Annotated in this window: 26 protein-coding genes; 4 read left to right on the plus strand and 22 right to left on the minus strand. The window is 68.1% G+C overall.

Annotated elements, in window-relative coordinates:
* Positions 1-3: 3 nt before the first annotated feature.
* Genes ACKY0X_RS12140 through ACKY0X_RS12150 form a run of 3 tightly spaced genes read right to left on the minus strand, consistent with a single transcriptional unit; the run spans position 4 to position 1,981 of the window.
* Positions 4-387 carry a DoxX family protein gene (locus tag ACKY0X_RS12140; protein ID WP_409426248.1) on the minus strand — a complete coding sequence of 128 codons (384 nt, stop codon included), beginning with the start codon at positions 385-387 and terminating at the stop codon, positions 4-6.
* Complete coding sequence (locus ACKY0X_RS12145; protein WP_409426249.1) at positions 384-1,532, minus strand: SPFH domain-containing protein; 1,149 nt, start codon at positions 1,530-1,532, stop codon at positions 384-386. Before ACKY0X_RS12145 ends, ACKY0X_RS12140 begins: the two co-directional genes overlap by 4 nt.
* A 14-nt stretch (positions 1,533-1,546) precedes the next feature.
* Entirely contained in the window at positions 1,547-1,981 is a 435-nt protein-coding gene (locus ACKY0X_RS12150) for an NfeD family protein (protein ID WP_409426250.1), read from the minus strand.
* Between the two features lie 79 nt (positions 1,982-2,060).
* Here ACKY0X_RS12150 and ACKY0X_RS12155 point away from each other — a divergent pair, with 79 nt between their 5' ends.
* Entirely contained in the window at positions 2,061-2,894 is an 834-nt protein-coding gene (locus tag ACKY0X_RS12155; RefSeq protein ID WP_409426251.1) for a hypothetical protein, read from the plus strand.
* A gap of 6 nt (positions 2,895-2,900) precedes the next feature.
* Here ACKY0X_RS12155 and ACKY0X_RS12160 read toward each other — a convergent pair whose 3' ends face one another.
* The 9 genes from ACKY0X_RS12160 to ACKY0X_RS12200 form a co-directional block, all read right to left on the minus strand.
* Positions 2,901-3,929 carry a ferrochelatase gene (locus ACKY0X_RS12160; protein WP_409426252.1) on the minus strand — a complete coding sequence of 343 codons (1,029 nt, stop codon included), beginning with the start codon at positions 3,927-3,929 and terminating at the stop codon, positions 2,901-2,903.
* Positions 3,930-4,739: an NADH-dependent enoyl-ACP reductase InhA gene (gene inhA / locus ACKY0X_RS12165; protein WP_024443408.1), complete on the minus strand. Its 810-nt coding sequence runs from the start codon at positions 4,737-4,739 to the stop codon at positions 3,930-3,932.
* A 32-nt stretch (positions 4,740-4,771) separates the two neighbouring features.
* The gene (gene fabG1 / locus ACKY0X_RS12170; protein WP_046282986.1) at positions 4,772-5,521 is read right to left on the minus strand and encodes a 3-oxoacyl-ACP reductase FabG1; all 750 of its coding nucleotides are present in this window, start codon (positions 5,519-5,521) and stop codon (positions 4,772-4,774) included.
* Between the two features lie 90 nt (positions 5,522-5,611).
* Entirely contained in the window at positions 5,612-6,619 is a 1,008-nt protein-coding gene (locus tag ACKY0X_RS12175) for a VWA domain-containing protein (RefSeq protein WP_046282987.1), read from the minus strand.
* 28 nt (positions 6,620-6,647) lie between these two features.
* Positions 6,648-7,559 (minus strand): DUF58 domain-containing protein, encoded by a 912-nt coding sequence (locus ACKY0X_RS12180; RefSeq protein WP_409429605.1) that lies wholly within the window; start codon positions 7,557-7,559, stop codon positions 6,648-6,650.
* 62 nt (positions 7,560-7,621) lie between these two features.
* Positions 7,622-8,740: an AAA family ATPase gene (locus tag ACKY0X_RS12185; RefSeq protein ID WP_046283023.1), complete on the minus strand. Its 1,119-nt coding sequence runs from the start codon at positions 8,738-8,740 to the stop codon at positions 7,622-7,624.
* Between the two features lie 142 nt (positions 8,741-8,882).
* On the minus strand, positions 8,883-9,584 hold the full coding sequence (gene ripB, locus ACKY0X_RS12190; protein WP_409426253.1) for an NlpC/P60 family peptidoglycan endopeptidase RipB: 702 nt from the start codon (positions 9,582-9,584) through the stop codon (positions 8,883-8,885).
* Between the two features lie 10 nt (positions 9,585-9,594).
* Complete coding sequence (gene ripA, locus ACKY0X_RS12195) at positions 9,595-11,022, minus strand: NlpC/P60 family peptidoglycan endopeptidase RipA (RefSeq protein ID WP_409426254.1); 1,428 nt, start codon at positions 11,020-11,022, stop codon at positions 9,595-9,597.
* Positions 11,023-11,275: 253 nt separating this feature from the next.
* Complete coding sequence (locus tag ACKY0X_RS12200; protein ID WP_409426255.1) at positions 11,276-11,836, minus strand: DUF6676 family protein; 561 nt, start codon at positions 11,834-11,836, stop codon at positions 11,276-11,278.
* Positions 11,837-11,968: 132 nt separating this feature from the next.
* Here ACKY0X_RS12200 and acnA point away from each other — a divergent pair, with 132 nt between their 5' ends.
* Both acnA and ACKY0X_RS12210 read left to right on the plus strand, forming a co-directional pair.
* Entirely contained in the window at positions 11,969-14,803 is a 2,835-nt protein-coding gene (acnA, locus tag ACKY0X_RS12205) for an aconitate hydratase AcnA (RefSeq protein ID WP_409426256.1), read from the plus strand.
* A gap of 14 nt (positions 14,804-14,817) precedes the next feature.
* Positions 14,818-15,381, plus strand: a complete 564-nt coding sequence (locus tag ACKY0X_RS12210) for a TetR/AcrR family transcriptional regulator (RefSeq protein ID WP_065041140.1) — start codon at positions 14,818-14,820, stop codon at positions 15,379-15,381.
* Between the two features lie 10 nt (positions 15,382-15,391).
* On the opposite strand, the gene ACKY0X_RS12215 is transcribed toward ACKY0X_RS12210, so the two are convergent.
* The 4 genes from ACKY0X_RS12215 to trxA form a co-directional block, all read right to left on the minus strand.
* Complete coding sequence (locus ACKY0X_RS12215) at positions 15,392-15,592, minus strand: helix-turn-helix domain-containing protein (protein ID WP_046282993.1); 201 nt, start codon at positions 15,590-15,592, stop codon at positions 15,392-15,394.
* A 138-nt stretch (positions 15,593-15,730) separates the two neighbouring features.
* Positions 15,731-17,368, minus strand: a complete 1,638-nt coding sequence (locus ACKY0X_RS12220; protein ID WP_409426257.1) for an ABC-F family ATP-binding cassette domain-containing protein — start codon at positions 17,366-17,368, stop codon at positions 15,731-15,733.
* 43 nt (positions 17,369-17,411) lie between these two features.
* Positions 17,412-18,245, minus strand: coding sequence for an enoyl-CoA hydratase (locus ACKY0X_RS12225; RefSeq protein WP_409426258.1), 834 nt, complete (start codon positions 18,243-18,245; stop codon positions 17,412-17,414).
* Between the two features lie 26 nt (positions 18,246-18,271).
* A complete protein-coding gene (trxA, locus tag ACKY0X_RS12230) occupies positions 18,272-18,646 on the minus strand; it encodes a thioredoxin (RefSeq protein ID WP_409426259.1) in 375 nt (124 codons plus the stop codon).
* A 255-nt stretch (positions 18,647-18,901) separates the two neighbouring features.
* On the opposite strand from trxA, the gene ACKY0X_RS12235 reads away from it, so the two are divergent.
* The gene (locus ACKY0X_RS12235; protein WP_409426260.1) at positions 18,902-19,534 is read left to right on the plus strand and encodes a DUF5666 domain-containing protein; all 633 of its coding nucleotides are present in this window, start codon (positions 18,902-18,904) and stop codon (positions 19,532-19,534) included.
* A gap of 24 nt (positions 19,535-19,558) precedes the next feature.
* Here ACKY0X_RS12235 and ACKY0X_RS12240 read toward each other — a convergent pair whose 3' ends face one another.
* The 6 genes from ACKY0X_RS12240 to sufC form a co-directional block, all read right to left on the minus strand.
* Positions 19,559-21,292, minus strand: a complete 1,734-nt coding sequence (locus ACKY0X_RS12240) for an amidohydrolase (RefSeq protein WP_409426261.1) — start codon at positions 21,290-21,292, stop codon at positions 19,559-19,561.
* 100 nt (positions 21,293-21,392) lie between these two features.
* On the minus strand, positions 21,393-22,217 hold the full coding sequence (locus ACKY0X_RS12245) for a hydrolase (protein ID WP_409426262.1): 825 nt from the start codon (positions 22,215-22,217) through the stop codon (positions 21,393-21,395).
* 2 nt (positions 22,218-22,219) lie between these two features.
* Positions 22,220-22,561, minus strand: coding sequence for a metal-sulfur cluster assembly factor (locus tag ACKY0X_RS12250; protein ID WP_065038687.1), 342 nt, complete (start codon positions 22,559-22,561; stop codon positions 22,220-22,222).
* Positions 22,558-23,073 (minus strand): Fe-S cluster assembly sulfur transfer protein SufU, encoded by a 516-nt coding sequence (sufU, locus tag ACKY0X_RS12255; RefSeq protein WP_409429606.1) that lies wholly within the window; start codon positions 23,071-23,073, stop codon positions 22,558-22,560. The genes ACKY0X_RS12250 and sufU overlap by 4 nt, the downstream gene beginning before the upstream one ends.
* Positions 23,060-24,322, minus strand: coding sequence for a cysteine desulfurase (locus tag ACKY0X_RS12260; protein WP_409426263.1), 1,263 nt, complete (start codon positions 24,320-24,322; stop codon positions 23,060-23,062). Before ACKY0X_RS12260 ends, sufU begins: the two co-directional genes overlap by 14 nt.
* Positions 24,323-24,325: 3 nt before the next feature.
* The gene (sufC, locus tag ACKY0X_RS12265) at positions 24,326-25,114 is read right to left on the minus strand and encodes a Fe-S cluster assembly ATPase SufC (RefSeq protein WP_065038690.1); all 789 of its coding nucleotides are present in this window, start codon (positions 25,112-25,114) and stop codon (positions 24,326-24,328) included.
* Positions 25,115-25,116 lie beyond the last annotated feature (2 nt).

Below are 25,116 nucleotides of genomic sequence, written 5' to 3' on the forward strand. Positions count from 1 at the left end.
ACGCTACGACTCCAGGGCCCGTACTCCGCCCCCGGCGGTGTGCGGGCCCTGCGCCGTCATCGCGGCGAACACCATCAGCAGCAGCACCGCGGGCACGATATTGGCGATCCGGTTGCGCACGCGCAGGTGGATGCCCAGCGCCCCGGCGAAATACAACGTCAACAACCCGGTGGTGAGCCGGGCGACGGCCGGGAAGCGGAACACCGACGCCAGCCCCAACGCGGTGGCGGCTTTGGCCACCGGGACCGCCCAGCGGACCTGCTCAGGAATCCGCATGGCATCCATGTTCTTGGCCACATAGGGCACCGGGATCGCCGACGCCACGGCGTCACCGGCGAGGAATGCGGCCAGCGCCGCGTAGGTCGGCCGTGCCGTCAGCGCGCTCACGCCGGGCCCGTATCGAGCTGCGGCGGCAGCAGGGTCCCCTCGACCGGCTTGCGTGCATCGGCCTCGGCCTTGGCCACCGCCTGGGCGATCGCCGGGTCGGTCTGGGTGGTGAACCAGTCGGCGACTTCGTCGCTGTCGTCCTCGGACCGGTGCCGCGGCTCGTCGTCGGGTGACGGCTGGTAGCGGAAGACGCCGTCTTCGCCGGGAGCGCCGAGCAGTTTGGTGAAGCCCTGCAAGGCCGTGCCGAAATCACTGGGCACCACCCACACCTTGTTGGCCTCGCCGCGCGCCATCTCCGGCAGCACCTGCAGATACTGGTAGGCCAGCAATTCGGGGGTGGGCCGGGCGGCCTTGATCGCCGCGAACGTCTTCTCGATCGCTTTGGCCTGGCCCTGGGCCTGCAGATAGGCGGCGGCGCGCTCACCTTGGGCCCGCAGCATCGTGGATTGCCGGTCGGCCTCGGCGGCCAGGATCGCCGCCTGCTTGGCGCCCTCGGCAGTCAGGATCTCGGACTGCTTCTGGCCCTCGGCCTGTTTGATCGCGGCCTCGCGCTGGCCCTCGGCGGTCAAGATCATGGCCCGCTTCTCGCGGTCCGCCTTCATCTGCTTCTCCATCGAGGCCTGGATCGACGGCGGCGGGTCGATACTGCGCAGCTCCACCCGGGCCACCCGCAGGCCCCACCGCCCGGTCGCCTCGTCGAGCACACCCCGCAGCTGACTGTTGATCACCTCACGGGAGGTCAACGTCTGCTCCAGCGTCATCCCGCCGACCACGTTGCGCAGCGTCGTGGTGGTCAGCTGTTCCACACCGACGATGTAGTTGCTGATCTCATAGACCGCGGCCTTGGGGTTGGTGACCTGGAAGTAGACGACGGTGTCGATGTTGAGCGTCAGGTTGTCCTCGGTGATCACCGGCTGAGGCGGAAACGACACCACCCGTTCACGCAGGTCGATGCGGGCCCGCACCCGGTCGATGAACGGAACCAGCAGGGTCAGCTGACCACTGACGGTGCGGCTGTAGCGGCCGAGTCGCTCGATCACCGCCGCCTCGGCCTGCGGGATCAGCGCAACCGACTTAGCGACCACGATCACCGCGAACACCACCAACACGGCCAGCAGCAACAGCCCGGTTGTGACGCCTTCCATGACGATTCCTTTCCTTACAGGATCTTGCCGACCACGGCGGTAGCGCCGTCGATGTGCATCACGGTGACCTGCTCACCTGGTTCGAAGATGTCACCTTCGGTGAGCGCCCGGGCGGTCCACACCTCGCCGTCGAGCTTCACCCTGCCGCCGTGCTGTTCGACGCGGTCGAGCACCAGGGCGGTCTTGCCTTGCAGCGCCAGCACCCCCGTTTCGCCGCCTGTTCCCGCCCACAGCCGGCGGCGCAGCGCGGGCCGCACTAAGACCAGCAGCAGCACCGAAACCACCAGGAACACCGCACCGTCGGTCCACAGCGGCCAGTCGGTCAGGGCGCTGGCTGCCGCCGCCGACAGGGCACCACCGGAGAGCATGAGTAGGAACATGTCGCCCGTGAGGGCCTCGGCTCCTGCGAGCCCGAGTGCGAAGACCAACCAGATCAGGGCAGTCGGCATGCGGTCAGGATAGCCCGAGAACGGCCTGAACCTGTGCGGTCCGGCAGCGACGCCGCGGGCAACTACACTGCCTTGCATCATGTGGTGCCCGAGTACTTCCCTGTCGGTTTGGGCCAACGCCTGGCTTGCCGGCCGGGCCGCACCCGATGATGTGTTGGACGCATTATCGGCCTGGGCGCCAGTGCAATCGGTGGCCGCCCACGATGCGGTCGTCGCAAGCAGCATCGGCCTGTCATGGCCGGACGCGTGCGACGGCGGCGCGGCCGCCCTGCTCAAGTTGGTGCGCGGCGCGTCGCCGGCGGCCGCCGGGGACAGCATCCGACCGGTGTTTCCAGTTCCCGGCGATGTCCGCGGTCTGCCGGCCGCGACAACCTTTTCCCAGGAGGCGATCCTCGCCGGCGAGGCCGTTCTGATCGGCTCGTCGGATGCCTCGCCGCCGATCGGGCTGGTTCCGGCCTACTCAGAAGACACCGACGATGGTTACGCCGCCGAGCTGTGCTGGACCGTATTCCCGCTCACCAGCATTCCGGCGAGTGACCAGCACGATCTCGGTGACGCCGAATACACGTTGCGGTCGGCGGTGCGAACGGCCGCCGAAGCACTGGGCTCCACCGGTTCGCGGTGGGCCGACTACGGCGTGGAAGATCCGCGGCTGCGGGTGGAGCAGATGATGGAAGCCGCGCTTTTGCACCGGATTCCGGATCACGCGCCGAACCGCGCGGTGCGCGTTCTGCAGAGCGCCGCCCACGTCGAAGCGATAATCACCGTCAGCGCCGATCTGCTGACCGCCAGCGCTCAGACTTCAGCGGCGGTGCAGCGCGCCGTTGATGCGGTCGCGCCGTTGACAAGCGTGGTGCGCGCGGCACGCAGCGCAGCGGTGACCGAGATTCTGTACTCGGCCTGGCGGAACTGATCGCCGCTAGCCGCGAGGCGCAACCTCGGCGACGCAGTGCGATGAACCGCAGGGCGCCCCGTTGACCCCGAACCCGCAGCCCAGGCCGCCCGGACCGGCGATGCGTTCGGGTGCGATGCCGTCGCGCAGCTCCTCGACCAGGCCCCGGGCCAGCCGGGCCAGCCGTCGATCGGCGTTCGGCGTGGTCGCCCGCGCGTAGGCGATTCCGGCGTCCTGCGCCGCGGAGCGGACTTCGTTGTCGAGGTCCCAGACCACCTCGATGTTGTCGCTGAGAAAGCCGATCGGACACACGATCACCGCGCGCACGCCGTCCTCGGCCAGGGCCGCCAGGTGCGCTTCGACGTCGGGCTCCAGCCAGGGCACCTGCGGCGGGCCCGAACGCGACTGCCACACCTGGTCGTAGTCGGGGTAGCCCGCGGCGGCCGCGACCAGACTCGTCGCGTAGGCGACCTGGCGGCTGTAGAGCCGGGGGCCGTAGCGTGCGTCGGCGGCCACCGGGATGGAGTGCGCGGTGAACACCAGCCGGGCCGAATCACGCAGGCCCGTCGGCAGCGTGTCGGCGGCGGCGCCAATCGCCTCGGCGAACATCGCCACGAACAACGGGTGGTCGAAGTACTGGCGCAGTTTCACCAGTTCCGGTGCCTGCTCCCCGACCGCCGCTCGTGCTCGGGCGATGTCCTCGGCGTACTGGTCGCAGCCCGAATATCCGCCCCACGCCGAGGTCGGGAACACCGCGGCGCGTCGCACGCCGTCGGCCGCCATCTGGGCGACGACATCCTCGGCGTAGGGCTGCCAGTTACGGTTGCCGAAATACACCGGCAGACCGGGCATTTCGGCACGCATTGCGTCGGCCAGCGCGCGGTTGATCCCGTTGATCGGCGACACGCCACCGAAGTGCAGGTAGTGCTCGGCGACCGCGTCGAGCCGGGCCGGGGGCACGCCACGTCCGCGGGTGACGTTCTCCAGGAACGGCCGAACCTGCTGCGGGCCTTCGGGTCCCCCGAAGGACAGCAGCAGGACGGCATCTAGCTCCATTTAGAGCAACTGGGTGTGCGCGCCGCCGTCGGCGTAGACAACCGTTCCGGTGGTGGACGGCAGCCAGTCGGACAGCAGCGCGCAGACGGTCTTGGCGACCGGCGTCGGGTCCTTCATGTCCCAGCCGATCGGGGCCCGCTGGTCCCAGCCCTCTTCCAGCAGCCGGATCTGCTCGCCGGCGCCTTCACCGAGGGCACCGCCCACGATGGCGCTCATCGCCAGCGTCCGGATCGGCCCGGCCGCAACCAGATTCGACCGCACTCCCACCTTGCCGGCCTCGCGCGCCACGAACCGGTTCACCGACTCCAGGGCACTCTTGGCCACCGTCATCCAGTTGTAGGCCGGCATCGCCCGGGTCGGGTCGAAGTCCATGCCGACGATGCCGCCGCCGGGGTTCATGATCGGCAGCACCGCCTTGGCCAGGGAGGCATAGGAGTAGGCCGAGATGTGGATGCCCTTGGCGACGTCCTCGTAGGGGGCGTCGAAGAACGGGTTGATGCCCATCCCGGTCTGCGGCATGAAGCCGATGGAGTGCACCACGCCGTCGAGCTTGTTGCCCTCGCCGATCACCTCGGTGACCCGCTCGGCCAACGAGCCCAGGTGCTCCTCGTTCTGCACGTCGAGTTCGAGCAGCGGCGCCGGCTCCGGCAGCCGGTCGATGATGCGCTGGATCAGCCGCAGCCGGTCGAAGCCGGTACACACCAGCTGCGCGCCGGCCTCCTGCGCCACCTTGGCGATGTGGAACGCGATCGAGGAGTCGGTGATGATCCCGGTGACCAGGATCCGCTTGCCTTCGAGAATGCCTGCCATGAAAAGTCCCCTATCTTGAACTGAACGAGTCGCTAGTGGCCCATGCCCATGCCGCCGTCGACGGGGATGACCGCGCCGGCGATGTAGCTGGCGTCCTCCGATGCCAGGAAGCTGACCGCACCGGCGACCTCCTCGGCGGTGCCCACCCGCTTGGCCGGGATGAAGTCCAGCGCGCCTTCTTGGATCCGCTCGTCGAGGGCGCGGGTCATCTCGGTGTCGATGTAGCCGGGCGCCACGACGTTGGCGGTGACGCCGGCCTTGGACAGCTCGCGGGAGATCGAGCGGGCCATGCCGATCAGACCCGCCTTGGCCGCCGCATAGTTGGCCTGGTTGCCGATCCCCCACATGCCCGAGACCGATCCGATGTAGATGATCCGGCCAAAGCGCTTGCGCTGCATGCTGCGCGACGCCCGCTGGGTGACCCTGAAGGCGCCGGTGAGGTTGGCGTTGATGACCTCTTCGAAGCGCTCCTCGGTCATCCGCATCAGGAACGCGTCTTTGGAGATGCCGGCGTTGGCCACCAGCACCTCGACGGGGCCCTGGTGCTCCTCGACCTCTTTGAAGGCGCGGTCGACGGCGTCGTTGTCGGTGACATCGCAGACCACCCCGAACAGTCCCTCGGGTGCGCCGGAGCCGCGGTGCGTCACCGCCACCTTGTGGCCGTCGGCGGCCAGTCGCTGCGCGATCGCCAGTCCGATGCCCCGGTTTCCACCGGTGACGAGGACCGAACGGGACACAAATGCGGGCTTTCCTGCGGGGGCTTCGCTGTCTGTCACCGGCATAACCTATCGAATCGACGCGCTGACTCTGCGCACAGGGCGCGGGCTACTCGCACTTGTGCGCCATGAGCGCAGAGTCAATCGGGGCTGAACTTAAGCGGGCAGACGCCGGTTGAGCAGCAGGGCCGCCAACCCGGCCAACGCCAAGATGAACGAGCCCAGCCGCAGCCAGCCGGTGCTGGCGTCACCGCGGATGGTCTCGAAGCCGATCTGGTCCTGCAGGGTCGCGTACACCTCTTTGAGCTGCTGCAGGCTGGAGGCCGTGTAGGCGCTGCCGCCGGACAGGTCGGCGATCTTCTTCAGCGAATCGTCGTCGACGGGCACCGGTTGGCGCTGTTCGTTGATCTCGACATAGCCGTAGGCCGTGCCGAATGAGATCGTCGACACGGGCACGCCCTGGTCCTTGGCGGTGCGCGCCGCGGTGAACGCCCCCTTGGGATTGTCGGGGTTGGACGGCACGGTCTCCTTACCGTCGGAGAGCAGCACAATGCGGGCCGGCGGCGGGGTGTCGCCGCCGCCGATGACCGCGCCCACCGTGGCGATCGCCTGCAGCGCGGTGAAGATGCCTTCACCGGTGGCGGTGCGGTCGGCCAGTTGCAACTTGTCGATCGCGGCCTTGGTGGCGTCGCGGTTGGTGGTCGGCGAGGTCAGCACCGTCGCGGTTCCGGCGTAGGCGATCAGACCCAGGTTGATGCCCGCGGTCAGCTCGTCGGCGAACTGCTTGCCGGCCTCTTGGGCGGCTGCCAGCCGGCTGGGTGCGACGTCGGTGGCACGCATCGACTGGGATACGTCGATCACCAGCATCACCACCGCGCGGTTGCGCGGAATCCGGACATCGTGGGTGGGGCCGGCCATCGCCACGGTGAACAGCAGCAACGAGCTGATCAGCAGGATCGCCGACAGGTGCCGCCAGCGCGTCGGTGATTTGGGCGCCACGCTCTCCAGCAGCTCCATGTTGGCGAACCGCAGGATCCGCCGGTGCCGCGCCACCTGCATGAGGATGTACAGCGCGATCAGACCGAGGATCACCAACAAGAACAGGAAGAACCACGGGTGGGCGAAGCCCGTAAGCGTCATCGGCCCGAGTAGCGGCAATGTCATAACAGACCTGTCTGTGTACGGGTCGAGGTCACGGCGTTCCCGCCAGCGCCCCGCGCCGGCGTGACTCGACGAAGCGGACGATGTCGGCAATCCAGTCCCGGTCGGTCCGCAACCCCAGCAACGGTGCGCCGCAGCTGCGCAGCGCGTGCGCGACGTCGGCGCGGTGGGCCACCGCGGCCCGGGCGAAGTCGTCCCGCAGCTTGGCGTCGATGGTGAACTCGCGGGTGACCCCGGATTCGGTGTCCTGCAGCACCACGTCGCCGACGTCGGGCAGCTCGACATCGCGCGGGTCGAGCACCTCGATGCCCAAGACCTCGTGGCGGGCGGCGATCGCCCGCAACGGGCGCATCCAGTTGATCGGACCGAGGAAGTCGCTGATGATGACCGCCATCCCGCGCCGGCGTTCGGGCCGGCGCAGGGCGTCGATGGCCGCCGCCAGGTCACCGCGCACCCCGGCCGGGGCCCGCGGAATGGTGGCGATGGTGCGCAGCAGGGTCTGCTCGTGGTTGCGTCCGGAGCGGGCCGGCACCCGCACGACGCGCTCACCGTTGGCCACCAGTGCGCCCAGCCGATTACCACCACCGCTGTTGAGGTAGACGATGGCCGCGGCCGCCGCCACCGCCAGGTCGCGCTTCTCGCAGGTGGCGGTGCCGAAGTCCATGCTGGCCGACATGTCGACCACCAGCCAGGTCTCCAGCTCGCGGTCGGCGATCATCTGCCGCACGTGCGGATGGGTGGTGCGCGCCGTGACCGACCAGTCCATCCGGCGCACGTCATCGCCGGGCTGGTAGAGCCGCGATTCGCCGGGTTCGGAGCCGGGGCCGGGGATCAAACCGAGGTGATCCCCGTGCAGCACCCCGTCGAGCTTGCGCTTGACCGTGAGCTCCAGCGTGCGCAGCGCCGCCGCCAGCTTCGGGTCGCGGATTTCGCCGCGCAACATCGACGGCGGCGCAGTGCTGGTTCCCGGCGGCTGGGACGATCCAGCCCCGGTGTCGGGGTCGCTCACCGACCGCCGGCCACTGCCGCTGCGGTCGGGGCACCCGGTGCCGGCGAGTGCTGTTGCTGCGGAACCGCATTCACCTGCGGCAGCGGCACCGTCTGCAGCACCCGGTTGATGACGATCTCGGAGGTGATCTCATCGGCGAGCGCGTCGTAGGACAGCACCAGGCGGTGCCGCAGCACGTCCGGAATGACCTCGATGACGTCCTGCGGAATCACGTAGTCGCGGCCACGCACCAGCGCCAGCGCGCGGGACGCGGAGATGATGCCCAGCGAGGCACGCGGCGACGCACCGAACGACAGCCAGTTCTTCACGTCGGGCATGCCGAACTGCTCGGGTTGGCGCGTTGCGGTGATCACCCGCACGACGTAGTCCACCAGGGCGTGGTGCACGAAGTTGTTGGCCGCCAGCGTCTGCAACCGCACCAGGTCGCCGGTGCCGAGGATCTGCTTGGGCTCCGGCGGCGTCACACCCATCCGGTAGATGATCTCGCGTTCTTCTTCCGGCGAGGGGTAGCTGACGTTGATCTTGAACAGGAAGCGGTCGCGCTGCGCTTCGGGCAGCGGGTAGACGCCCTCGTGCTCGATCGGGTTCTGGGTGGCCATCACCAGGAACGGGTTGGGCAGCGCGAAGCTCTTGCCGCCGATGGAGACCTTGCGCTCCTGCATGACCTCCAGCAGCGCCGACTGCACCTTGGCCGGCGCACGGTTGATCTCGTCGGCGAGCAGGAAGTTGGCCATCACCGGGCCGAGTTCGGTGTCGAACTCCTCGCGGCCCTGCCGGTAGATGCGGGTACCGATGATGTCGGTGGGCACCAGGTCCGGGGTGAACTGGATGCGCGCGAAGGTCCCGCCGACCACCTTGGCGAAGGTCTCCACCGCCAGGGTCTTGGCGACGCCCGGCACGCCTTCCAGCAGCACGTGGCCCTTGGCGAGCAGGCCGACCAGGATGCGCTCGACGAGCTGGTCCTGACCGACGATGACGCGCTTGACCTCGAAGATGGCCCGCTCCAGCACGTGTACGTCGGCGGCGAGCCCGCTACCGCCGACTGTGCCTGCTTCGGCACCGGCCGAGCCGGGGAAACCGCTGGCGCCCGCGGGCGTCCCATCCGATGACGTCATCGACAAATCCTCCACAAAGGTCGGTCAGACACAACTGCTTGCACGGCACGCGGCCGAGGGGCAGCGTTGTGCCCTCGTTTCACTATTCCAGGGTTCGCAGCATCCGTCGACGTATGGCCCCGCTGTTACGCGACGGCTGCTGTCAGTACTCGATGATCCGGGTCAGATACGGCGTCATCCCGGCGGTCCGGACCGGGCTGACGACCACCTTGCCGGCGCTGCCGGAGGCTTCCAGCATCTTCCCGCCGCCCAGGTACATGGTGACGTGCTGGCCGCCGCCGGGGCCGTAGAACATCAGGTCGCCACGGCGAGCCTGATTGGGCGGGATGTGCCGGCCGGCGTTGTACTGATCGCCGGAGAACCGCGGGATCAGCACGCCCACCCCGGCGAACGCGTAACGCATCAGGCCCGAACAGTCGAAACCGACCGTGCCCGCCCCGGAGTCGACGCCCTTGCTGGGACCGGTCAGCGAACCGCCGCCCCAGGAGTAGGGCACGCCCATCTGTGAGCCGCCGCGACGAATCACGTACTCGATGGCCTGCTTTCCGTGCACCCGCTGCCCGGGCGAGACGTTGCCGGCGGCTTCGTCGCCCACGTTGAACCCGAGGCCGGACAGGAACTTGCGGCCCAGGTCCATCGTGGTCTGGGTGGCATTGGCGGTGGCCTGCAGCGAGGCGTTGGCGATCGCCAACGGATCACCGGGCGCACCGGCGCTGATTGTCGCCGGCAGCGTGGGGTCCCATCCCGGGTCCGCCTCGGCCGGTCCGGCCAGGCCCACCAGCACCGGGATCGCCACCAGCAGCGACCCGAGGAGGCGCGATAGTCGTAAGGAACTCAGTTGCATTGCACCGCCGTCAGTACTCGATGTATCGGACTACATAGGGCGTCATGCCGCTCTTGCGGACCGGCGACACCTTCACCGTCTGCCCCACGTCGGGGGCCTCCAGCATTAGGCCGTTGCCGAGGTAGAGCGTTACGTGCTGACTGCCACCGGGTCCGTAGAAGATGACGTCGCCGCGACGCGCCAGCGCCGAGGGGATCTGGCGGCCCATCTTGTACTGCGAACCCGAGTAGTGCGGCAGCTTGATGCCCACCCCGGCGAAGGCGTAGAGGATCAGCCCGGAACAGTCGAAACCGACTGTGCCCGAACCGGAGCCGATACCGCGGCCGGGGCCCGCAGCGGTGCCCCCACCCCAGGAGTAGGGCACGCCGCGCTGCGAAAGGCCTCGGCGGATCACGTATTCGGAGGCCTGCCGGCCGTAGACCCGCGGGATCTTGCCGTTGTTGATACCGGTGTCGTCGGGCTTGGCCAGCCCCAGCGACTGCAGGAACTTCTGGCCCAGGTTTGCCGTCACCTGCGCCGAGGTCTGCGAGATCCCCAGCACCTGGTTGATCACCGCGACCGGGTCGCCGGGAACGTCGGCGCTGGGCACCATCGGCAGGGTCGGGTCCCAGGGACCGTCCCACTGCGCGGGCTTGCCCACCGTGGGGCCGGCCACCGGATTTCCCCACCGATCACCGGCGGGAGCACCGGCCGGCGCCGGCCCGGTCTGCGGCTGCTCGTGGCCACGGGCCGCCGCGATTTTGGCCTGTGCCGCGTTGCGCCGTGCGGCCAGCCGGTCGATCTCGCCCTGCTGCTCGCCGAACTTGCGCTGAGTGTCGGTGAGCGCAGCCACCGCGGCGTCCTGGCTGGACTGCGCGTCGGCGACGGCCTGGTCGGCCTTCTGCTTGGCCAGCCGGGCGGCCGACTCCTTGTTCAACTGTTCGGTGCGAGCCTGCTTGAGGTGGTCCAGCGCCTGCTGGGAGGAGAGCGCCAGGGTCTGGCCGGCCGCCGCCGTGGCGATCATCTCCGAGGGGTTGGCCGCGGTCAGGTAGCTGTCGGAGGGCCCGTTGACGTACGTCGACGCGGCGAAGGTGTTGAACCGTCGCTGCGCGGCGGCGATCGCGGCGTCGGCGTCGGCGATCGCCTGCCGGCCGGACTCCACCTCCTGTTGGGCGGCGGCCGCGTCGTCACGCGCGGTCTGCAGATCCACCAGGGCCTTGTTGACGCCTTCCTTCTCCTCGGCGATCTGCGCGCCCAGGTTCTGCAGCTGCTGGTTGGCGTCGGCGACATCGGCGATCAGCGCTGCGATGCCATCGGGGTCCGGCCCGGGATGAGCGGCGGCCAGCCCCGGGGTGCCCAGCACCATCGCGGCACTGAGTACCGACACCGTCGCAGGTTGGGCGACCCGGATCGCCAGCCGGAAAACAGAGCCATCGGAGCCACAGCGGATGCGTCTCATTCGGCTTGGATCTCCTCGGACTCTGAGCAGGCGGCGCCATGCTTCGGCCGGTGGCAAAAGCACAGAAACAACAGATGCAACAGCTGCGCCTTTTGAGACCATACGTCACATCAGTCACTGGAGAAACGTTCGTAACAAACTACGTTTGTGTAATTAAGCCGGTTGTGACCATTCGGTGACCTATTTATTTGCAGCAGCCCACAACCGGGCGACAGTTAATCGCCCAGTTTCCGGGTTTTCGGAGGTGAGGCCGCTAATTCGCGACGCCGGCGCGCGTCGCACCTTCTGAGGCCTGTTTGCTGCGTCGCTGCAGGAAGCGGGTGCCGACGGCCGCCGCCGCCACCCCCACCAGCAGCACCACCGTCAGTCCCGTCCAGGGCAGATCGGGGGTGGTCAATTCGTGCAGGAAATTCTGCGCCGAAGTCACCGGATCGCCGGTTTTGGCGTGATCTTCGGCGGCCTCCAGCTTCGACCGGTGAAACTGGCCGCTGTAGCTGCCGACATAGTTCGTACTGACGACCAGGACGGTCGAATCCGGATAGTCGTAGCCGACCACGGTGGCGACGTCGCGCAGGGCGGTGTCCATTCCCGGGTTTCGGGCGACCTCGACGATCTTGAGGTCAATGCCGTCGCGGCCCGCCTGTGCCACCACCTCGCGCAGCGCCGGCACATCGGCCGCCGGTGCGCTCACTCCGTCGGAGGCGACAGCAACCTTGACCAACGCCATGCAATCGTCGGGCGGGGTGGCCGGGTCGAGGCCGACAGTGATGCAGAGCTCGCCGGGAATGTAGGCCGGCGGGTGCTGGATCGTCACGGTTGATGACGGTATCAACCCCGGCCAGGTGAGGTGAACCTTACTTTATACAGGACAATCGTACTGTTAGGGTTAGGTCGCCCGTCGGCGCGGACCCGTCGACGGATGAGAACTCGATCTCGGGGAGTTGAAGTGACCAGCAAAGATTCGGTGAATTCGTTCGGAGCCCGCGCCACCCTGACCGTGGGTGATCAGGACTATGAGATCTACCGCCTCGATGCCGTCCCCGGCACCGAGAAACTCCCCTACAGCCTCAAGGTGCTGGCCGAGAACCTGTTGCGCACCGAGGACGGCGCCAACATCACCAAAGATCACATCAACGCGATCGCCAACTGGGACCCGAACGCCGAGCCGAGCATCGAGATCCAGTTCACCCCGGCCCGGGTGATCATGCAGGACTTCACCGGTGTGCCGTGTGTCGTGGACCTGGCCACCATGCGTGAGGCCGTCACCGCGCTGGGCGGCGACCCCAACAAGGTCAACCCGCTCTCGCCCGCCGAGATGGTCATCGACCACTCCGTGATCCTCGACGTCTTCGGGACCGCCGACGCCTTCGAGCGCAACGTCGAGCTGGAGTACCAGCGCAACGCCGAGCGCTACCAGTTCCTGCGTTGGGGTCAAGGCGCTTTCGACGACTTCAAGGTCGTCCCCCCGGGCACCGGCATCGTGCACCAGGTCAACATCGAGTACCTGGCCCGCACCGTGATGGTGCGTGACGGGAAGGCCTACCCCGACACCTGCGTCGGCACCGACAGCCACACCACCATGCAGAACGGCCTGGGCGTGCTGGGCTGGGGTGTCGGCGGTATCGAGGCCGAAGCCGCCATGCTGGGCCAGCCGGTGTCGATGCTGATCCCCCGCGTCGTCGGCTTCAAGCTGACCGGCGAGATCCAGCCGGGCGTTACCGCCACCGACGTGGTGCTCACCGTCACCGACATGCTGCGCAAGCACGGCGTGGTCGGCAAGTTCGTCGAGTTCTACGGCAAGGGCGTCGCCGAGGTGCCGCTGGCCAACCGCGCCACCCTGGGCAACATGAGCCCCGAGTTCGGCTCGACCTGCGCGATCTTCCCGATCGACGACGAGACCATCAACTACCTGCGGCTGACCGGCCGCACCGACGAGCAGCTCGCGCTGGTCGAGGCCTACGCCAAGGCTCAAGGCATGTGGCACAACCCGGATCACGAGCCGGCCTTCTCCGAGTACCTGGAGCTGGACCTGTCCACCGTAGTCCCCTCGATCGCCGGACCGAAGCGTCCTCAGGACCGAATCCTGTTGTCGGAGAGCAAGATCGCCTTCCGCAAGGACATCCACAACTACGTCGAAGAGCAGCACCCGACGCCGGAGACCAAGCTCGATGAAGCCATCGAGGAATCCTTCCCGGCTTCCGACCCGGTCTCGCTGTCCTTTGCCGACGACGGCGCGGTGGACGTGCAGTCCGCCGCCAACGGCGCCGACGGTCGGCCGAGCAAGCCGGTGCGGGTCAAGGGCGAGCGCGGCGAGTTCATCCTCGACCACGGCGCCGTCGCGGTCGCGGGTATCACCTCCTGCACCAACACGTCCAACCCCTCGGTGATGATCGGTGCAGCCCTGCTGGCCCGCAACGCCGTCGAGAAGGGCCTGTCGTCCAAGCCGTGGGTCAAGACCAACATGGCCCCGGGCAGCCAGGTCGTCACCGACTACTACGAGAAGGCCGGCCTGTGGCCCTACCTGGAGAAGCTCGGCTTCTACCTGGGCGGTTACGGCTGCACCACCTGTATCGGTAACACCGGCCCGCTGCCCGAGGAGATCTCCAAGGCGGTCAACGAGGAAGACCTGACCGTCACCGCGGTGCTGTCGGGTAACCGCAACTTCGAGGGCCGTATCTCCCCCGACGTCAAGATGAACTACCTGGCCTCCCCGCCGTTGGTCATCGCCTACGCCCTGGCCGGCACCATGGACTTCGACTTCGAGACCGATTCGCTGGGCAAGGACACGCAGGGTAACGACGTCTTCCTGCGCGACATCTGGCCGTCGGCGCAGGAGATCGACGACACCATCAAGTCCGCGATCAACCAGGACATGTTCCGCAAGTCCTACGCCGACGTGTTCAAGGGCGACGAGAACTGGCGCAACCTGCCGACCCCGGACGGTGACACCTTCGCCTGGGACGAGGCGTCGACCTACGTGCGCAAGGCCCCTTACTTCGACGGCATGGGCATGGAGCCCGAGCCGGTCTCCGACATCAAGGGTGCTCGGGTGATGGCGCTGCTGGGCGACTCGGTCACCACCGACCACATCAGCCCGGCCGGCCCGATCAAGCCCGGCACCCCGGCGGCGGACTACCTGGACGCCCACGGTGTGGAGCGCAAGGACTACAACTCGCTGGGCAGCCGTCGCGGCAACCACGAGGTCATGGTCCGCGGCACCTTCGCCAACATCCGCCTGCAGAACCGGGTGCTCGACACCATCGGCCTGGAGGGCACCCAGGGTGGCTACACCCGGGACTTCACCCAGGAGGGTGGCCCGAAGGAGTTCATCTACAACGCCTGCATGAACTACCAGAAGGCCGGCATCCCGCTGGTCGTGCTGGGCGGCAAGGAATACGGCTCCGGCTCATCGCGCGACTGGGCGGCCAAGGGCACCACGCTGCTGGGCGTCAAGGCCGTCATCACCGAGTCCTTCGAGCGCATCCACCGCTCGAACCTGATCGGCATGGGCGTGATCCCGCTGCAGTTCCCGGCCGGCGAGACCGCCAAGACGCTGGGCCTGGACGGCACCGAGACCTTCGACATCGTCGGTATCGAAGAACTCAACGCGGGCAAGACGCCGAAGACGGTCAAGGTCACCGCCACCAAGGAAAGTGGAGAGAAGGTCGAATTCGACGCGGTGGTGCGCATCGACACCCCCGGTGAGGCCGACTACTACCGCAACGGCGGCATCCTGCAGTACGTGCTGCGCAACATGCTGAAGTCGTCTGCGACCGCGTAGACAGCGATCACCTGATGCCCAGGGTCAGCGAGGATCACCTGGCGGCCCGGCGCCGTCAGATCCTCGATGGCGCGCGGCGCTGCTTCGCCGCCTACGGCTATGACCAGGCGACGGTGCGGCGGCTGGAGCAGATGATCGGGCTGTCGCGCGGGGCGATCTTCCACCACTTCCGCGACAAGGACACGCTGTTCTTCGAGTTGGCGCGCGAAGACGCGCAGCGGATGGCTGATGTCGCCTCGCGCGAGGGCCTGATCGGCGTGATGCGCGACATGCTGGCGGCGCCGGAACAGTTCGACTGGCTGGCCACTCGACTGGAGATCGCCCGCAAACTGCGCCACGACCCGGAGTTCAGCCGGGGCTGGGCGGAGCGGTCGGCCGAATTGGCTGCTGCCACAACGGATCGACTGCATCGCCAGAAGCAGGCCGGTCGGCTGCGCGACGACGTCCCCGGCGACGTGTTGCACTGCTATCTGGACCTGGTGCTCGACGGCCTGGTCGCGCGACTGGCGTCGGGCGAAGATCCGCAGCGACTGTCAGCGGTCCTCGACCTGGTCGAGGATTCGGTGCGGCAGAGCTGATTTCGCGGCGTTAACGCGATCGGGTGCGGTGGTTGGGCCCACCGCGGCTGCGCATCGCCGCACCCGACTCCCGCAGCATGCTGTGCACGGAACCGTACGAGCGCCCGGTCGACGCCGCCAAAGTCCGGATGCTCGCCCCGCCCTCATAGGCGCTGCGCAACTCGACCAGTTGACGGTCGCGTTGCTTGTTCGGTTTCGTCGTCGTTGCCACGTCCCCTCACCATCCCCTCGCCGCGTTGACGGCTTCAGCGTAGGAAGCCGACGAGGCGATCGGGCGGGTTTGGCTGAAATACAGGGGAATCGGGTCGGCGGCCCGCCGCGCCCGGCTCCGCCGCGCTTGCGATCGCCGCTAGGCGAGCTCGATCAGGTCGCGGTAGTCCGCCGACCAGTGATCCTCGGTGCCGTCGGGCAGCAACACCACTCGCTGCGGGTCGAGCGCCTCGGCCGCACCCGGGTCGTGGGTGACCAGCACCACCGCCCCGGCATAGCTGCGCAGCGCGTCGAGCACCTGTTCGCGTGATGCCGGGTCGAGGTTGTTGGTCGGCTCGTCGAGCAGCAGCACGTTCGCGGTGGAGGCCACCAGTCCGGCCAGCGCCAGCCGGGTCTTCTCACCACCGGACAGGGTGCCGGCCGGTTGCTCCAGCTGCGGCCCGGTGAACATGAACGCGCCCAGCAGTCCCCGCAAATCCTGCTCGGAGGTGTCGGGGGCGGCGTGCCGGATGTTCTCCCACACGCTGGCCGCGTTGTCGATAGTGTCGTGTTCCTGGGCAAAGTAGCCGATCTTGCAGCCGTGGCCGGGCTCGAGCTGGCCGGCGTCGGGGGTTTCGACACCGGCGAGCAGGCGCAGCAGGGTGGTCTTACCGGCGCCGTTGAGGCCCAGCACCACGACCCGCGAGCCCCGGTCGATGGCCAGGTCGACACCGGTGAAGATCTCCAGCGAGCCGTACACCTTGGTCAGTCCGGACGCCATCAGCGGGGTTTTCCCGCAGGCCGACGGCGTCGGGAACTTGATCCGCGCGACCTTGTCGGCGACCCGTTCCTCGTCCAGCGCCGCCAGCATCCGGTCGGCGCGACGCAGCATGTTCTGCGCAGCAACGGCTTTGGTGGCCTTGGCGCCCAGCTTGGCGGCCTGGTTGCGCAGCGCGGTGACCTTGCGTTCAGCGTTGGCTCGCTCCCGGCGACGACGCTGCTCATCGGTCGCTCGGGCGTCGAGGTACTTCTGCCAGCCCATGTTGTACACGTCGGCCTCGCCGCGCACCGCATCGAGGAACCACACCCGGTTGACCACGTCGGCCAGCAGGTCCACGTCGTGGCTGATCAGTACCAGTCCCCCGCTGTGGTTCTTCAGGAAGTCGCGCAGCCAGCCGATCGAATCCGCGTCGAGGTGGTTGGTCGGTTCGTCGAGCAGCAAGGTGGTGCCCGAGCCCGCGCCGCCGGCGCCACCCTCGCCCGCCGCGAACAGAATCCGAGCCAGTTCCACGCGGCGGCGCTGGCCACCGGACAGGGTCCGCAGCGGCTGGGTCAGCACCCGGTCGGGCAGGCCCAGGCTGGTGCAGATCCGGCCCGCCTCGCTTTCGGCGGCGTAGCCGCCCAGGGCGGCGAATCGCTCTTCGAGCTGGCCGTAGCGGCGGATCGCGCGGTCGCGCTCGGTGTCGTCGACCACCTCCGCCATTAGCACCTGCTGCTTCTCCAGGTCGGCCAGGATGGTGTCGAGGCCACGGGCCGACAGCACGCGATCGCGCGCCAGGACGTCGAGGTTGCCCTCCCTGGGGTCCTGCGGCAGGTAGCCGACCTCGCCAGTGCGGGTGATGGTGCCGGCGTATGGCTCGCCCTCACCAGCCAGAATGCGCAGCGTGGTGGTCTTGCCGGCGCCGTTGCGGCCGACCAGACCGATCCGATCTCCGGGCTGCACCCGCAGCACCGAGTCCACCGAGTCGAGTAGGGTGCGCGCTCCGGCGCGGACCTCCAGGCCCGTTGCGGTAATCACGCGCGCGTACTCCTGTCGTGGTGCTACTTATCGTCGGTGCTGACTACTTATCGTCGGTGAAGACCGGTGGGCGCTTCTCGGCGCGCGCAGCGACGGCTTCCTCGAAGTTGCTGGTCAGCAGGCGCACGTAGAGCTGTCCGAGCCCCTCGGCCTGCATGTGCCCCTCTAGACTACCGGCGTCGAGTCCGCTCCAGAGCGTCCGCTTGGTCAATTCGGCCCCCGGCCGGGAGAAACCGGCGATCCGCTCGGCCATGTCGTAGCAGGTGTCCAGCAGGTCCGGCTGCTCCACCACCCGGGATACCAGGCCGATTCGTTCGGCCTCGGCGGCGTCGACGTCGCGGCCGGTGAGCATGATCTCGAACGCCCGCGACGCCCCGATCGCCCGGGGCAGCAAGTAGCTCAGCCCCAGCTCACTGGCGGTCAGCCCGTTGTTGATGCCGGCGGCTCGAAAATACGCACCAGACGCGGCGACCCGGATGTCGGCCGCCAGCGCCAGGCACAGGCCGCCACCGATGGCCGCCCCGTTGACGGCCGCGATCACCGGCTGGTGCAGGCGCCGCAGCCCCAGGATGATGTCGTCGAGCAGTTCCATCGACCGCAATCCGAACGTCGGCCGGGTCAATCCGGCCACGTGCGGCACCGAACCCGCGGACTTGTGGTCGGCACCCGAAGAGAACCCGCGGCCCGCCCCGGTCAGCACGACCACCCGCACCGAGTTGTCGTAGCTGACTTCCGCCAGCACGTCGCGCAGCGGAACCATGACGTCGAACGCCATGGAGTTCATCCGCTCCGGGCGGTTCAGCGTGATCAGGGCGACGTGTGGGCGGGGACGTTCGACTTTGACGAACTCGGAGCCCAACTCGGATTCGGAAGACACGGGTGCACGCTATCGCGTGCGCACACTCAGACCTGGTCGGGCTTGCCCGTAGCGGCCTGCTCGGCCAGGGCGGCTTCGACGTCGAGATCCTTGACCTGCTGGACCAGGTTCTCCAACGCCGCGGCAGGCAGTGCACCGGCCTGGTTAAACACCAGCGTGCCCTTCTTGAACGCCATCAGGGTGGGAATGGAGCGGATCTGGGCGGCGGCGGCCAGCTGCTGCTCGGCTTCGGTGTCGACCTTGGCGAACACCACGTCGGGGTGCTTCTCGGAGACCGACGCGAACGTCGGCGCGAACGAGCGGCACGGCCCGCACCAGGACGCCCAGAAATCGACGAGCACGATGTCGTTGTCGGCGATGGTTTCTTCGAATTTCGCTGCGGTGAGGTCTTGAGTTGCCATGATTGGCCCAACGCCCGGATACGCCGCGGTGTTCCCGAACCCCGTCACGCAGCGCCGCAGTGGTCTACACAGCGGACTCACAGCTGGGAGCTAGCTGCCCGCTAACTCGACCATCGACGGTGGTAGCACCGGCCGGCGGCACCCGCCGCCGCCGCTTTCAACGAACGGAGACTGCCGATGTCCCCCCGCCCGAGCACACCCACCCCGACGGTTCAGCGAGGCTCGACGGAGGAGAGCCGAAGCTGGGACCGCGGCATGAGCCAGACGATCCGTGCACTGACCGGAGCGACGGCGCTCTTCGCGGCCGGACTGTTCGTCCCGGCATTGGCTCACGCCCAGGGCGACCACGTGATGGGTTCGGTCTCCTCGGTGTCCGGCAACACCTTCGAGGTGGCCCGCTCGTCCGGCACCACCACGGTCGCGTTGGCCGACGACACCCGGATTTTCGAGTCGGTGCCCGCGCAGCGCGGTGAGATCACCGCCGGCACCTGCATCAAGGCCGGTGCCGGACCCGACAGCGCTCCGGCAGACAGCGGCGCCATCACCGCGAAGTTCGTGGCGATCAGCACCACCGTCGACGGCAAATGCCCGCAGCGGCCCGCCGCGGCGGCCGACGCCCCGGCGCCGCCGAAGCCGCACCGCGGCGTCCGCGGTGTGGTCGAGTCCGTCTCCGGCGACACCCTGACGATCAGCGGTCCGTCTGGGCCGACCACGGTCACGGTCAACGACAGCACCCACTTCCGCCGGATGGTCGCCGTCAGCGCACCGTCGATCAGCGCCGGAAAGTGTGTCGCCGCCGGCGGGACCAAGGACGGCGACGGCGTGCTGCAGGCGAGGCGGGTCACCGTGTGGGCCGGCGACGGCAACTGCCCCGAGCCGCCCGCATAGCGGGCCTCGGCGGCATCTGAGCCGTTACCCCAGCACCTTCCCGTAGGTCTGCCGACCCATCAGAAAAGTGGCCTCGACAGCCACGTCGCGCAGGTCTTCCGGCGGAACCCGGCGAGGGTTGTGCGAGAGCACCACCAGATCGGCGTACTTGCCGGGTTCCAGGCTGCCGATCTCGGTGTCCAGCCGCAGTTGCCAAGCGGCGTTGAGGGTCTGCGCCTTGATCGCCGCATCGACGCCGATGCGCTGTTCGGGGGCCAGCACCCGGCCGCTGCCCTTGGCGATCCGGTTCACCGCGGTGGCGATGTTGCCGATCGGGTTGGGCGGGGTGACGGTGCCGTCATTGTGGAACGAGAGCCGCAGGCCGGCGTCGACAGCGGAACGCGCCGACATCCAGTGCGAGCCGTGATCGAGACCGAAGAGCTTGTCCACCAACACATCTCCCCAGAAATAGATGTGTTCGATGAACAGACTCGGGGTGATTCCCAGCTGTGCGGCCCGGGCGAACTGATCGGGTCGCATGGCCCCGACGTGTTCGATCCGGGGCCGTAGCGCCGGCGGTGTGCGCGCCTGTTCGAACGCGTCCAGCACCACGTCGATCGCGGCATCACCATGAACGTGGCAGGAGACCTGCCAATGCTGATCGACAAAGGACTTGGTCAAGTCCTGGATCTGCTCGGGCGGGTAGTTCATCCTGCCGCGATGGTCGGGGCCCAAGCCCATGCTCGCGGTGGTGGCGTTGGCCAGATACGGGAAGGTGGTGAAGATGTTGCCCTGCCAGGGCGAACCGTCCGCCCAGATCTTCATCCCGATCTTGTCGAACAGCACGTCGGCGCGGGCCCGCTTGCCGCGAACATTCTTCGAATCCGCAGCCAGTTCCGCGGTGCCGATCTCATAGGCACGCACCCGCACCGCGCAGTCGGCCTGCTGGGCGAGCTTGCCGAACACCTCCGATTGCGCACGCGCGTCATAGGAATGCTCGGTGGCCGTGGCGATACCCGCGCGCGCGAGTTGGGAGTAGGCCCAGCGCAGATTGTCCCCGGCGTTGGCCATGATGGCGCCCGAGAACGGCGCGACCAGCGCCATCACCGCCGCCGCCTCGCGGACCTCGCCGGTCAGCTGTCCGTCGGGCCCGTGGATGTACTGCGCTCCGGCCGGGTTGGGGGTGGTCTTGGTGATACCTGCCGCGGTGAACGCGGCGGTGTTGCCGTAGGCGGCGTGGCCGCTGTTGGAAATGATCACCACGGGGTTGTTGGGGGCGAGCCGGGACAGTTCGGTACGGGTGAACGGCTGCAACCCGGTCTGCAGCAGCGGATCCACCCCATTGAGCAGAATCGGCTGGCCCTTCGGCGTGTCCGCCACGGCCTCGGCCAGCTTGGCGAACACCCCGTTTGCGGTGGGGACGGTGAACGGACGCACGTCGATGGCCGGCGGGGCCAGCGTGGAGCCCATCTCGAAGGGATGCCCATGCGGTTCCACGAACGCCGGTAGCAGCGCCCGGCCGCGCAAGTCGATGACGGTGGTGCCCGACCCGCGCAGTCGCAGTACCTCGTCGGCAGTGCCGACCTGGGTTATCCGCCCGCCGGTGACCGCGAGTGCTTCGGCTTCCGGGGCGCCCGGCGCCACAGTCACCACCGGGCCACCAAGGAAAATGGTGTCGGCCCCCGGCCCCCGTGATCCGCACGCCGCGAGCCCGCCGACCGCTGTGCCCGCTGCCGCGGCCGCCATCCCGGCCATAAACCGTCGCCTGCTTGTCGTCACCGTGGCCGCTCGTTTTCAGTCACAGTCACGCGACGAGTATGGCAGCGCCCGTCCCCCGGGCCATCGGCCGGGACACATGACAACGCTGACCGGTCCCGCGCTAGGTGAGGTCGTCGTGGTCGCCGCGCGCCCAGGCGGCGTGACGGTCCGCCGAGAACCGGATCGCGGCCACCGCATCGGTGTCGATGGTGTTGGTGTGCAACCCGTAAATGCGGTCGAACCGCAACTGCTCAAAGGTGCCGGCCATCCGCTGGGCGACCGCGGCCGACAGCGGAATCCGGTTGGGATAGCTGCGCAAGAACGCCACGGTGCGCCGGTCGGGGTTCGGGAAGACGGTGTCGCCGACCAGCAGTACCCCGCGACCGTCGGCACCGGCGTCCCAGCACGCGACGGAGCTACCCGGAAAGTGGCCGCCGACCTGAACCAGGGTCAGCCCCTCAGCGAGCTCCAGGCGGCCGGACCAGTATCGGATCGCCGGGTCCGGACGCATCACCCACTGGTTGTCGGCGGCGTTGACATACACCGGCACCCCGCCGAGTCGCCGGCCCCATTCCACTTGGGCGCCGAACATGTGCGGGTGGCTGGCGACGACACCAAGCACCGGGCCCTGCTCGAGCGCCGCGGCCACTGCGGCGTCATCGACGAATCCCGACGGATCCCACAGGATGTTGCCGCCGGGCGTGCACACCAGCTTGCCCAGTTGACCGATACCGAGTGGCGGATTGCTACCGATTCCGATCAGCCCGGGTTCCAGCGCGACGAGGGTGGATCGCATCCCCTCGGCGGCCAGCTCGTCCAAGGTGGCCCACTGTTGGCCGCCCTGCGGCACCCATTGCCGGTCGTCCTCGCAGATCGCACACACCTGCGGCGTCGCATCGTGTTCGACACCGCAGGTCCGGCAGAGCCAGAACTCGGATGCCGGCACGGTCAGACCGTGAAACCGACTGCGCGCATCATCTCGCGGCCCTCATCGGTGATCTTGTCCGGTCCCCAGGCCGGCTCCCAAACCCAGTTGACGTCAGCCTTCTTGACCAGACCGGCACCCACGGTGGCATTCTGGATCTGCTCGACGATCATGTCTTGCAGCGGGCAGGCCGGCGAGGTCAGCGTCATGGTCACGACCGCCGCCGGACCGTCCTCGTCTTCGCGGAGCGACAGGTCGTACATCAGGCCCAGGTCCACGACATTGATACCGATCTCGGGGTCGATGACGTCGTGCATCGATTCCTCGAGTTCGGCGAGCAGTTCGTCCGGTCCCAATTCGCTCATCGGTTCATCTCCTGGGTTGTCCCACTGACGGATGCCAGCGTTTGTTCCTCTGTCTTCGCGAGTGTCTGCGCCAGCGCATCCTTGAACGCCATCCAGCCCAGCAGTGCGCACTTGACGCGCGCCGGGTACTTGGCCACCCCGGCGAAGGCGATGCCGTCGCCGAGCACCTCCTCGTCGCCTTCCACGGTGCCTCGTGATGACACCATCTCGTGGAACGCATCGAAGGTCGCGCACGCCTGTTCCACCGTCAGACCGATCACCTGGCTGGCCAGCACCGAGGTCGCGGCCTGCGAGATCGAGCAACCCTGCCCGTCGTAGGAGACATCGGCGATCTGCGTACCGTCGGGCGACAGCGCCACCCGCAGCGTCAGTTCGTCACCGCAGGTGGGGTTGACGTGGTGCACCTGCGCGCCGTAGGGCTCCCGCAGACCGCGATGCTGCGGATGCTTGTAGTGATCGAGGATCACCTCTTGATAGAACTGCTCAAGACGCAACGTCTCACACTCCCCCAAAGAATTCCACGGCCCGGCGGACACCCGCCAGCAGGCGCTCCACCTCCTCGTGGGTGTTGTAAACCGCGAACGACGCCCGGGCGGTGGCAGCCACATTGAACTTGCGGTGCAACGGCATTGCGCAGTGGTGGCCCACCCGCACGGCGACACCGTCGTCGTCGAGCACCTGCCCGACGTCGTGCGCGTGCACCCCGTCGATCACGAAGGACACCGGCGAGCCGCGGTCGATCGTGCTGGTCGGCCCGACGATGTGCACCCCGGGAATGCCGGCGAGCCCCTCGAGTGCGGCGGCCACCAGCTCACGTTCGTGGGCGGCCACCACATCCATCCCGATCGCATCGAGGTAGCGAGCGGCCGCGGCCAACCCGACGACCTGCGAGGTCATCGGCGTGCCTGCCTCGAAACGTTGCGGCGCCGGCGCGTAGGTGCTCGACGCCATCGTGACCGTCTCGATCATCGATCCACCCGTCAGGAAGGGCGGCAGCGCCGCCAACAGCTCCCGCCGGCCGTAGAGCACCCCGATCCCGTTGGGTCCGAGCATCTTGTGCCCGGAGAACGCCGCGAAGTCCACCCCCAGCGCGTGGAAGTCGACCGGCTGGTGCGGCACGGACTGGCAGGCGTCGAGCACGGTGAGCGCACCGACCGCGCGGGCCCTCGACACCAGCTCGGCGACCGGGGCCAGCGCGCCGGTCACGTTCGAGTGATGCGTGAACGCAACGACTTTGACCCGCTCGTCGAGTTCCAGCGAGTCCAGGTCGATACGCCCGTCGGGCGTCACCTCGTACCACTTCAGGGTCGCTCCGGTGCGCCGCGCCAGTTCCTGCCAGGGAATCAGGTTGGCGTGGTGTTCCAGTTCGGTGGTGACGATGACGTCACCCGGGCCTACGGCCGCCTCGAAGCGGTCATCACCGACCACGTAGGACACCAGGTTCAGCGACTCGGTGGCGTTCTTGGTGAACACCAGCTCGTCCGGCTCGGCGCCGACGAAGCGCGCGATCGCACACCGGCCGTCCTCGTAGGCGTCGGTGGCCTCCTCCATCAGCTGGTGCGCCCCGCGGTGCACCGCGCCGTTGGAGTTCAGCAGGAACTGCCGCTCGGCGTCGAGCACCGGAACCGGACGCTGCGAGGTGGCCCCGGAGTCCAGGTAGGCCAGCCGGCTCCCGCCGCGCATGACACGGTTCAGGATCGGGAAGTCCGCCCGAATCGCGTCGAGGTCCGGCACCGCCGGACGACTGACCGAGAGCGTCATGTTCTAGGCCTCCGCCGCAGCTGCCTGTTCGGTGAAGCGCACGTAGCCGTTCTCCTCCAGCTCGTCGGCCAGCTCCGGCCCACCCGACTCGACGATCCGCCCGCCGGCGAAGACGTGCACGAACTGCGGCTGGATGTAGCGCAGGATGCGGGTGTAGTGCGTGATCACCAGCACGCCACCGTTCTCCGCCTCCTGGTAGCGATTCACCCCTTCGCTGACCACCCGCAGCGCGTCGACGTCCAGGCCGGAGTCGGTCTCGTCGAGGACCGCGATCTTCGGCTTGAGCAGGCTCAGCTGCAGGATCTCGTGGCGCTTCTTCTCACCGCCGGAGAAGCCCTCGTTGACGTTGCGTTCGGCGAAGGCGGAGTCGATACCCAATTCGGCGAACGCTGCCCGCTGTTCCTTGATCCAGGTCCGCAGCTTCGGCGCCTCACCGCGCACGGCGGTCACCGCGGTGCGCAAGAAGTTCGACATCGACACCCCGGGCACCTCGACCGGGTATTGCATGGCCAGGAACAGGCCCGCGCGTGCACGCTCATCGACGCTCATCGCCAGCACGTCCTCGCCGTCGAGGGTGATCGACCCCGATGTCACGGTGTACTTGGGGTGCCCGGCAATCGCGTAGGACAGGGTGGACTTGCCCGACCCGTTCGGGCCCATCAGGGCATGTGTCTCACCGGAGTTCACCGTCAGGTTCACACCGTGCAGAATCGGGATCGCCGAGGCGCCCTCATCCCCGGCGCCGCCCGGCAACACACTGACGTGCAGGTCCTTGATTTCCAAAGTGCTCATTG

The organism is Mycobacterium sp. SMC-11 (assembly GCF_046250095.1).
In the GTDB taxonomy this organism is placed as follows: Bacteria; Actinomycetota; Actinomycetes; order Mycobacteriales; family Mycobacteriaceae; genus Mycobacterium; species Mycobacterium heraklionense_A.